The following is a 10,345-nucleotide window of genomic DNA, read 5'->3' on the forward strand; positions in this document are numbered from 1 at the left end:
TCGGTCAAATAAGAGAAACCGCTGCAAGTAAAGAAATACACTTGCAAGTACGCTCTATTCCCAAGAAGCTCCCACTTCAAGCGTGAAGAACCGCAAGGTTTAGCTAAGTGGCGAGTAGTTCACTAAAGTCTTTCAAACATTGAATAACTGTCTTCAAGAGTTTCACTTTTTGGAATGCAATGCATATGACTATAAACCATTCGAACGATCTAGAGCTAACATTGACACAGAGCCTATATAATAAAAATACTGGTTCTATAAACATGACAAAAACTAATATTGATTTCTTTTTATGTATGGTTCATAGTGAAAAATAAACCGCATTTTTTAAAATCACATACATTCTAGGACTCTACAGGAGGTTTATTGATGTTACAACAAATTAGAATAGACAACTGGTTAGTAGAAGTAGATCTTGATCAAACACGGGAATTCTATAGTAAAGATTTAGAAGTTTGCGACTGCTTATACTGTAAAAACTATGTTGAAGCAACTAAGTCTTTTAATAGTTCGATATCAGATCTATTTAGCCAATTAGGAATACTTGCTTCAAAACCAGCAGAGCTATCGTATTTTTCTACTGATGAATCAGGAGAAATGTGCTATATAGGTGATTTCCATCTTGTTGGAAAAGTTTTAGAAGGAGAATTGTGTACACCTTCTAACTTTGAGGAAACGAATACTTTTAAGGTGGAAAATTTCACTTTTGGATTTTCTGAGCATTTAGAATTTGTACCAAAAAGATTTCCAACCCCAGTGTTACAGTTTATATTAGTGGCTAATATCCCTTGGGTTCTTGAAGAAAATCCGGAAGATTAGTAATATACTGGCTTTTTATATAAAAAAACGTTCATGAAGTTTCCGCACCAATCTGATGAGAGATCGGTGCTTTTTTCTTCGTAAACGTTATTTATTGTAGATTCTTTTTATTCATGAATTTTCAATTTATCACTTTTGAAAAATAATACGACTAAACCAAGTGTCGTAAGTCCTTCTGCGATTGGGAATGCCAACCAGATCCAAGTTGCGCTACCAAAGTAAGGTAATAGGAATAGAAGTGGCATGAAAATAATAATACTTCTACATAATACGATAATGGTTGATAATCGAATTTTTTTGATTGCTTGGAAGTATTCCGCAATGACTAAGTTAAATCCTAAAAATACATAACCAATAAAGTAATAATTAATACCCGTCTTTGTGAAATCAGCAACTGGGCCAGCTTCAACGCCAAACAATAGTAGAATGAGTGATTTACTGAAATACCCGACAATTAATAAGCCAACACCAATAATTGTCGCAGTAATGATTGCTAATCGTAAAAATACTTTTAGTCGATCATACAATTGCGCGCCATAGTGGAAACTTACGATTGGTTGTAAAGCTGAACCAACAGCAATGAAAATCATTAGGAATACTGCGTGTAAGTAGTTAATTACAGCAAAGGCAGTTACACCAACATCGCCAGCAAATCGTAGGAAGGTGATATTATACGCAACGACGATTAATGCGAAACTCATCTCAACAACATAACTCGGTAAGCCGATTTTTAAAATTTCGCCCATTTGTTTAAATGAAACTTTACTAAAATTCCATTTCAAATGATTCGATTTTTGTAAGAAGTGAAGCATTAGTACGAGTAGTCCGACGACAGTAGCGATCCCTGTTGCATAGGCAGCTCCAGAAACGCCCCAATTCATAATGAAAATGAAAATATAGTTTAAAATTACATTCAAAATCGCTGAAACAGCAAGTCCAACCATTGCTAATTTTGGATTTCCGTCATTTCGAATATAAATACTTAAAATATTCTCCAGTACATAAACAAGACCGAATGCTAAGATGACGAATAAATAGTCACGCACATGTGGGTATGTTGTAGCACTTGCGCCGAATAAATACGCGATTTCTTTTAACTTCCAAAAACCGATTATTATTAGAATACCAACGATTGAGACAGTTAAAATAACAGATTGTGTGAATATTTTCTGCGCTTGTTTTATTTTATTTTCACCAAGTGCAATGGAATAAAGTGTCGCACCACCCATACCAATCCAAAGTGAGACTGCGAGTAGGATTGAGAAAATCGGTGTAGCGATATTTACACCTGCTAATGCGTCTTCCCCAACGCCATGACTGACAAAAATACCATCAATCAGTATATTGGATGCCATTAAAATCATCCCGAATAGGGAAGGGATTAAATAAGATAGAAATAGTTTTTTGGGCGGACTATTTTGCAGTTTTAATGCCATTTCGTCCTGTTCATTTAGAGTGTGTGTCACAAGATCATTTCCTTTCACTTAACTATATGCTAAAGTATATGGTTACCAGATAGTCAAGGAGGAATTATGGAAAATAACGAAAAATTTAAGGGGCATTTTACAACAGGCGAATTTGCGCGACTTTGTAATGTCAAAAAGCAAACATTATTTCACTATGATGAAATCGGTTTATTAGTACCTGCGTTAAAAGCAGATAATGGCTATCGATACTATTCATATCAACAGTTTGACTTATTTAGCGTCATTGAACTGTTGAAGGATTTAGATATGCCATTAAAGGAAATTAAGCAATTCATCTACAATAAAACACCTGAACAATTGATCAGTTTATTCGAAGAAAAGAAAAAAGAAACGCATGAGAAAATCAGCCATTTAAAACAAATGGAGCGAATTATTGATACGAAATTAGAAATTACAAAACAAGGAATCGCGACAAATTTTAACGATATTACGGTTGAATTTGAAGAAGAAGAACAGTTTTTCATCAGTCCGCTTATTGAAAATACGTCTGAAAAAGAGTTTTTAAGTGCAGTTTCCGCATTTATCGAAATTCTTTATACTCGAAAATTAGATATTGGCTACCCAATCGGGGCGATATTGACACAACAGCAAATCGATGACGAAGCTTTTGAAAACTATTCGTATTTATATACGAAAATTAGCGAACCGGATATTGCGATTGCTATGCATACGAAGCAAGCAGGTAAGTATATTACGGCATATCATATCGGAGAAGAACGATTTAAAAAGAAAAGTTACGACGCTATTCGAAAGTTTGCCAACGACAGAAAACTTGAAGTAGTAGGGGATGCGTACGAGGAATATGTCTTTGAAGAAGCAGCCGTATCAAATATCGAACAATACGTTACACAAATTAAAATGAGAGTGGAATAATTTCCCTCATATAAACGAAAAAACGATTCGGCAAAATAAATTGCTGAATCGTTTTTTTATACTATTCCTTTGCAAGTTCGATTGATCGTTTCGTTGCATCATCAATACATGCTTGAATTGTTTCTTTGAAATGGTGATTTTTTAATGCTTGGATCCCAGCAGCAGTTGTGCCACCTGGACTTGTTACTTTTTTGCGCAATGCTTTTGGTTCTTCTGATGTTTGTTTTAACATTTCAGCAGCGCCTGCAACCGTTTGTACAGCTAATGTACGAATCGTTGATTGCTCTAAACCATATTTCATGCCCGCTTGTTCAAATGCTTCAATTAAATAATATAAATACGCTGGGCCACTACCTGATAAGGCAGTAACGGCGTGTAATTCATGTTCTTTAACTTCAATTACTACGCCAATCGCTTCTAGTAATTGTAAGAAAGTCGCTTTCAATGATTGAGCCACCTCATCACTGAATGCAATCCCACTTGCACTCATTCCGATTGTTGCGGAAGTATTTGGCATGACACGAGCTACAGCTCTATGTCCTAAATTTTCTTGAATTGTTTCGATACTCGTACCTGCTACTACAGAAAGCACAGCAGTTTTTTCACCTAATAATGGAGCGATGTCTTTCATACCTGCTACAACATCTTTTGGCTTCATGGCTAAAATCACACAATCTGCCTTAGATAAAACTTCGCGACGGTCCGAAACAACTTGTACACCATAGCGATTTGCAATGTCTTGAAGCTTTAATTTGTTTGATTTATTCATCACATAAATCGATTGCGGCAGTACAACACCTTTATTAACCCAACCTTGAATAATAGCCTCTGCCATTGAACCTGCACCTGCGAATACAATTGTTTGCATACTTGTCGCCTCCTAATTCTTTTTTTTGACAAAATAAAAAGCATAATCATCCGATAAAAAGGACGAAAATGCTTGGATTCCGCGGTACCACCTTGATTCGCTCTGAAAATAGAGCGCAACTTTAGCCTCGATATCGCTGAGGATGCGGTCTTGTTTACAAGACTACTCAGAAGTAGGTTCCAATTCATATTGCTATGTGACTTTCAGCCGGTGATCACACTTTCTTTTAGCAAGGGAAGAAGTTGTACTAGTCTTCATCATCGTATTAGTATATAAAAGTGATTATAGGACGTTTGCAAAGTAAAGTCAAATAATCTCATAGAGTGACGTACTATGAAAAGCATTGTATAATGGAATGAATTACTATTCAGTTAAGTGGAAGGAGTTACAAAATGATTACAAGAATTGAGACACCAACACCGTTTGCAGTAGGTTCTGTAAACTGTCATCTTATAAAGCAAGACGCATTATCAATCGTGGATGTAGGCACAAAAACACCAGAGGCACTTGAAGCAATCGAATTTGGCTTAAAGGAAAATGGTTACACTTTCAATGATATTGAACAAGTGATTTTGACACATCATCATCCGGATCATATCGGTTGGACGGATGCATTTCCGAACGCACAGATTTTAGGTCATGTATACAACGATGCATGGCTACGTAGAGATCCGACATTCATCGACTCGCATTATGATTTCTATATGAAAAATCTAATTGAAGAAGGCGTACCTGAGAAATATCGCGGTTGGCCGAAACGAATGACACGCCGCCCTGATATGATGGGAACACGCCCATTGAATACGATTTTAAAAGAAGGAGATGCGATTCCAGGACATCCTGGATTAGTGGCGATCGAAACATTAGGTCATGCGCAATCCCATTTAGCATATTGGCATGAGGAAAGTGGGCAGTTACTTGGCGGAGATTTATTAATCGCCAAAACAGTGTCAAATCCTTTAATCGAGCCACCATTAGTACCAAATGAAGAAAGAGCAAAATCATTGCTTCAATACAATGCTTCATTGAAAAAAGTGTTGGATCTTCCTGTACAAGTTGTACATAGCGGTCACGGTGATGCTATTTACAATGCACATGAATTAATAGAAGAAAGATTAGCTACACAACATAGACGCGCGATGAAAGTACTTCAATCAATTGCGGCAAGTGGACCATTTTCTGTCTTTGAAATCTCTCAAATGATTTTCCCGAAAAAATATGAATCAGAGCTTGGCCTGACGTTATCGCACACAATTGGGCAGTTAGACTATCTTGTATCACTTGGCCATGTCACTGAAACGATGGGCAAAGAAGGAATTTTAATGTATGCCGCAAAATAAGATCATCCTTGTGACAGGTGCAACATCAGGTGTAGGCCTTGCCATTACAAATCAATTATTAGCACAAAACTTTGATGTCATTGCCATTGGTCGTAATGACACCATTTTACAACAGCTTGCAAAAAAGGGAGCAGAAGTATTCAAGGTTGATTTACTCAACGATGAGGCCATGCATGAATTTACGAATAAAGTAAAGGAAGTCGATGTAGCGATTTTAAATGCGGGTGTTGGAATTTTTGAATATGCGCATTTAATAGAAGATCAAGCGATTGATGACATGATTACATTGAATATATCTTCCCAAATGAAATTGACGAAAGCTTTGATTCCAAAAGTGAAAAAACAATTCATCTATATTGGTTCTCAAGCTGGCAAGGTTGCGACACCGAAAGCAGCGGTTTATGCAGCGACGAAGCATGCACTGATTGGCTATACGAATGGTTTGAGATTAGAACAACCTAATCTGATCATTACAATTGTTCATCCAGGACCGATTGATACACCATTTCTTGATCATGCAGATGCAACCGGTTCATATAGAGGCAAAATGAAAAATGTATTGTTAAGCTCGGAAAAAGTAGCAGAGAAGACGATTTCCTTAATTGGTAAGAAGAAAAGGGAATTGAATATCCCTTGGTATATGGGGATTACAAGTAAGTTATATGCTGTCGCACCTGCTTTGACAGAAACGATTGGTAAACCATTTTTTAATAAAAAATAACAGAGAAATCACATTTTATGTGGTTTCTTTTTTTGCGCTTTATTCATTTATACACCGAAATACAGTATTGATGCATAAAGTATTTCGATATAAAAACTACTTAAAGTCAATGTACAAAAGGATTTTAGATGCGTTAATAGAAAAATAAATTTATTATAAAAATACACTTGCATTCATAAAAATACCGTGATAGTATAAGTGTATAAATATTAAATAAAAACGTATAAACATACATGATTTGAAGCGGAGGAATTAATTATGAAAAAAGTAGTACTTGCCTATTCAGGCGGTTTAGATACATCAGTAGCAATCCAGTGGTTAAAGGAGCAAGGTTACGCAGTAGTAGCTTGTTGCTTAGACGTTGGTGAAGGTAAAAGTTTAGATCATATCCAAGCGAAAGCATTAGAAGTTGGCGCAGTTGAATCATACATCATCGATGCGAAAGACGAATTTGCTGATGATTATGCATTAATGTCATTACAAGGTCACACTTGGTATGAACAAAAATATCCATTAGTTTCAGCGTTATCTCGTCCATTAATCGCTAAGAAATTAGTTGAGATTGCAGAAGAAACTGGCGCAACTGCAGTAGCACATGGTTGTACTGGTAAAGGGAATGACCAAGTTCGTTTTGAAGTATCATTCAACGCATTAAACCCAGATTTAGAAGTTCTAGCACCTGTTCGTGAATGGGCTTGGAGCCGTGAAGAGGAAATCGAATATGCGAAAGAAAGAAATATTCCGATTCCAATTAACTTAGATTCTCCATTCTCAATCGACCAAAACTTATGGGGCCGTGCGAATGAATGTGGTATTTTAGAAGATCCTTGGGCAACACCACCAGAAGATGCATATGACTTAACAGTTGCAGTTGAAGATGCTCCTGACACAGCGGATATCATCGAAATCGAATTCGTTGAAGGTGTACCAACTAAATTAGATGGTAAAGAATACAAACTTTCTGAAATGATTCTTGAATTAAATACACTTGCTGGTAAACACGGTGTTGGTCGTATCGATCATATCGAAAACCGTCTTGTTGGTATTAAATCACGTGAAGTATATGAAATTCCAGGCGCACACGTTTTATTAACAGCGCATAAAGAATTAGAAGATATTACACTTGTAAAAGAGCTTGCACATTTCAAACCAGTTGTTGAAAAACAATTAACTGAATTAATCTATAATGGCTTATGGTTCTCACCATTACGTGAAGCATTACAGGCATTCATTAAAGAAACACAAAAATTCGTTAACGGTACAGTTCGTGTGAAATTATTCAAAGGACATGCAGTTGTTCAAGGACGTAAATCACCAAACTCTCTATATGACGAAAAATTAGCAACTTATACAAAAGATGATGAGTTCAATCATAACTCTGCAGTTGGTTTCATCGAATTATTTGGTTTACCAACAAAAGTGAACTCAATCATTAATAACAACTCGAAGAAGGACGGTGTAAAGTAATGAGCGGAAAAGCTTGGGGAGGCCGTTTCCAAAAATCTGCTGAAGCATGGGTAGATGAATTTGGGGCTTCAATCGGCTTTGACCAGCAGCTTGTTACAGAAGACATCGAAGGAAGCATCGCCCATGTAACAATGTTGGGCGCATGTGAGATCCTAACTGCTGACGAAGTAAAAACGATTAAAGACGGCTTAGAACAATTAAAAATTAAAGCAGAAAACAATGAATTAGATTTCAAAGTAGAGAATGAAGATATTCATTTAAATCTTGAAAAAATGCTTACGGACATGATCGGACCAGTCGGAGGTAAACTTCACACAGGCCGTAGCCGTAATGACCAAGTTGCGACAGATATGCATTTATTCTTGAAAAAGCGTGTGAAAGAAGTAATCGGTTTAATCGAAAACTTCCAACAAGCAATTGTGACACAAGCTGAGGATAATGTAGAAACTTTAGCACCAGGTTACACGCATTTACAAAGAGCACAACCAATCTCTTTTGCGCATCATTTAATGACATATTTCTGGATGTTAGAACGTGATAAGCAAAGATTTACGGAATCTGTGAAACGCATTGATATTTCACCACTTGGAGCTGGCGCATTAGCTGGTACAACTTTCCCAATTGACCGTGAATTAAGTGCTGAATTATTAGGATTCTCTGCAGTTTATCAAAACTCAATTGATGCGGTGTCAGACCGTGATTTCATCGTCGAATTTTTATCTAATAGCTCGTTATTAATGGCTCATTTATCAAGATTTGCAGAAGAAATTATCATTTGGTCGACAGATGAGTTCAAATTCATTGAATTAGATGACGCATTTTCAACTGGTTCAAGTATTATGCCACAGAAGAAAAATCCTGATATGGCTGAATTGATCCGCGGTAAAGCAGGTCGTGCATACGGTAATTTAATAGGCTTACTTACAGTTCTAAAAGGGATTCCACTTGCTTACAACAAAGATATGCAAGAAGACAAAGAAGGTATGTTTGATACTTTACATACAGTTGTTGGCTCGCTTAAAATCTTTGAAGGCATGGTTAGAACAATGTCAGTTAATAAAGATGTACTTCATAAAGCAGTACACAATGATTTCTCAAATGCGACAGAACTTGCAGATTACTTAGCTGCAAAAGGGATGCCATTCCGAGAAGCGCATGAAGTAACAGGTAAATTAGTATTCACTTGTATTCAAAAAGGCATCTACTTATTAGATTTATCGATTGAAGAGATGCAAAAAGAAAGTACTTTGCTAGAAGCAGATGTATTTGATGTTCTTGCACCAGAAGCTGCTGTAAAACGCCGTCATTCATTAGGTGGCACTGGCTTCGATCAAGTGAAAATTCAACTACAAAAAGCAAATGAATTATTGAAATAAAGAAGAATTCTTCACAAAGGGGATTCTTACTTGAAATGTTCAAGGGGTTAAAATAAATAACATTGGATTATAGTTAACAGAGGGAAACTGATTCCGGTGAGGAACAAGCGATTGTTTCGCAGAAAGTAACTTCCAGAGGGGAGTTACTTTTTTGTTTTGTTTAAAAATGGTTCTATATAAATAAAAAACCCAAGTAGGGAAAGACCTACTTGGTTAATAAAGCAAATTATTTTACAGCTTTTTCTTTTGCTGAACCTTTTAATAAGATAACGATTGCGCTAATGACTGCAATCCAAACTAGCACAACTGTATTACTATTCCACACAGATCCGTCGAAGAATAATACTTCACGTAAGCCGTCGAAAAGGAATTGGAATGGAAGCCAAGGCATGATCCAATCAGCGTAGAAATTCGGTAACATTTCAGGTGCTAATTGTAGTAATGGAAGGCCGAAGAACATTAGTAATACGAATATTGGTAAAGCTTTAAACCCTAACCAACTAAAGAACGCTAAAATTAGTAAAATAAACGCTGTACTGCTAATTGATAAGAATAATGCAACTTGATTGAATGAACTATAGTCATAATCTAGCATCCAAGTTGAGTACCAAGTCATCGCATAACCAGCGATCAACCCAGTGACGATACTTGCGACTAATTGAACCAATCTAAACGATAGTTGTGCAGCGAGTGTTTGGAATACGCGTGTTTTACCAGCGAAGAATAACATCGCAGCACCGATTAGACTAGCCATCCAGATAGGTTGGAAGAATGAGAATGGTGCAGTAGCTAATGAACCAACATCATGTACATTTTTAATGTCAATTTTAATTGGATTAGCAAATACTTGCGCTAATTCTACATTTAATGGGATTTTCTTTTGATCAACAACTGTGAATAATTGTTCGCTCATCACTTTATTAAGTTGAACGCCCATCGCGTTGAATCCTTGTGTTAATTGAGCTGCAACTTGTGTGTTTTTACCTTGGTTCACAAGGAATTGTAATTCAACTTGTTGTGGTTTTGGTGATTGTAATGAAGCAAATTGTTTTGAATAGTTTTCAGGAATTACGATTGCACCATATACATCGCGATCTTGTAATTTCTTGTTTAATTGAGCTTCGCTATCCACTTTGACCCAGTCAAATTTGTCACCTTGAGAAGTTAATTTGTCGGCAAATTGAGTTCCCATCGGATTTTGATCTTCAACTAAAATGGCAACAGGTAATTTTCCTGATTTCATATGCGCTGAAGGAAGTTGTGTCGCGGTGAACTACTCGCCACTTAGCTAAACCTTGCGGTTCTTCACGCTTGAAGTGGGAGCTTCTTGGGAATAGAGCGTACTTGCAAGTGTATTTCTTTACTTGCAGCGGTTTCTCTTATTTGACCGAGCT

The 10,345-nt window shown here is 36.6% G+C and carries 9 protein-coding genes and 1 other annotated feature; of the genes, 6 read left to right on the top strand and 3 right to left on the bottom strand.

Annotated elements, in window-relative coordinates; all coding sequences use genetic code 11:
* Positions 1–369: 369 nt before the first annotated feature.
* Positions 370–819 (top strand): hypothetical protein, encoded by a 450-nt coding sequence (locus DF281_RS13680; protein ID WP_109350824.1) that lies wholly within the window; start codon positions 370–372, stop codon positions 817–819.
* A gap of 107 nt (positions 820–926) precedes the next feature.
* On the opposite strand, the gene DF281_RS13685 is transcribed toward DF281_RS13680, so the two are convergent.
* Positions 927–2,285 carry an MATE family efflux transporter gene (locus tag DF281_RS13685; protein WP_232025887.1) on the bottom strand — a complete coding sequence of 453 codons (1,359 nt, stop codon included), beginning with the start codon at positions 2,283–2,285 and terminating at the stop codon, positions 927–929.
* A 66-nt stretch (positions 2,286–2,351) separates the two neighbouring features.
* On the opposite strand from DF281_RS13685, the gene DF281_RS13690 reads away from it, so the two are divergent.
* Entirely contained in the window at positions 2,352–3,179 is an 828-nt protein-coding gene (locus tag DF281_RS13690; protein ID WP_109350825.1) for a MerR family transcriptional regulator, read from the top strand.
* 61 nt (positions 3,180–3,240) lie between these two features.
* On the opposite strand, the gene proC is transcribed toward DF281_RS13690, so the two are convergent.
* Positions 3,241–4,047, bottom strand: coding sequence for a pyrroline-5-carboxylate reductase (proC, locus tag DF281_RS13695; RefSeq protein WP_109350826.1), 807 nt, complete (start codon positions 4,045–4,047; stop codon positions 3,241–3,243).
* Positions 4,048–4,102: 55 nt separating this feature from the next.
* Positions 4,103–4,317, bottom strand: a binding site (T-box leader).
* A gap of 122 nt (positions 4,318–4,439) precedes the next feature.
* On the opposite strand from proC, the gene DF281_RS13700 reads away from it, so the two are divergent.
* From DF281_RS13700 to argH, 4 genes are all read left to right on the top strand, one after another.
* Positions 4,440–5,387: an MBL fold metallo-hydrolase gene (locus tag DF281_RS13700; RefSeq protein ID WP_109350827.1), complete on the top strand. Its 948-nt coding sequence runs from the start codon at positions 4,440–4,442 to the stop codon at positions 5,385–5,387.
* Positions 5,374–6,108 carry an SDR family NAD(P)-dependent oxidoreductase gene (locus DF281_RS13705; protein WP_109350828.1) on the top strand — a complete coding sequence of 245 codons (735 nt, stop codon included), beginning with the start codon at positions 5,374–5,376 and terminating at the stop codon, positions 6,106–6,108. The genes DF281_RS13700 and DF281_RS13705 overlap by 14 nt, the downstream gene beginning before the upstream one ends.
* A 258-nt stretch (positions 6,109–6,366) precedes the next feature.
* Positions 6,367–7,575, top strand: a complete 1,209-nt coding sequence (locus tag DF281_RS13710; protein ID WP_172461961.1) for an argininosuccinate synthase — start codon at positions 6,367–6,369, stop codon at positions 7,573–7,575.
* On the top strand, positions 7,575–8,951 hold the full coding sequence (gene argH / locus DF281_RS13715) for an argininosuccinate lyase (protein ID WP_109350830.1): 1,377 nt from the start codon (positions 7,575–7,577) through the stop codon (positions 8,949–8,951). The genes DF281_RS13710 and argH overlap by 1 nt, the downstream gene beginning before the upstream one ends.
* Positions 8,952–9,177: 226 nt before the next feature.
* Here the strand turns inward: argH and DF281_RS13720 are convergent, their stop codons facing one another.
* A complete protein-coding gene (locus DF281_RS13720) occupies positions 9,178–10,194 on the bottom strand; it encodes a YhgE/Pip domain-containing protein (protein ID WP_109350831.1) in 1,017 nt (338 codons plus the stop codon).
* Positions 10,195–10,345 lie beyond the last annotated feature (151 nt).

This window comes from Kurthia zopfii (assembly GCF_003143955.1).
GTDB lineage: Bacteria > Bacillota > Bacilli > Bacillales_A > Planococcaceae > Kurthia > Kurthia zopfii.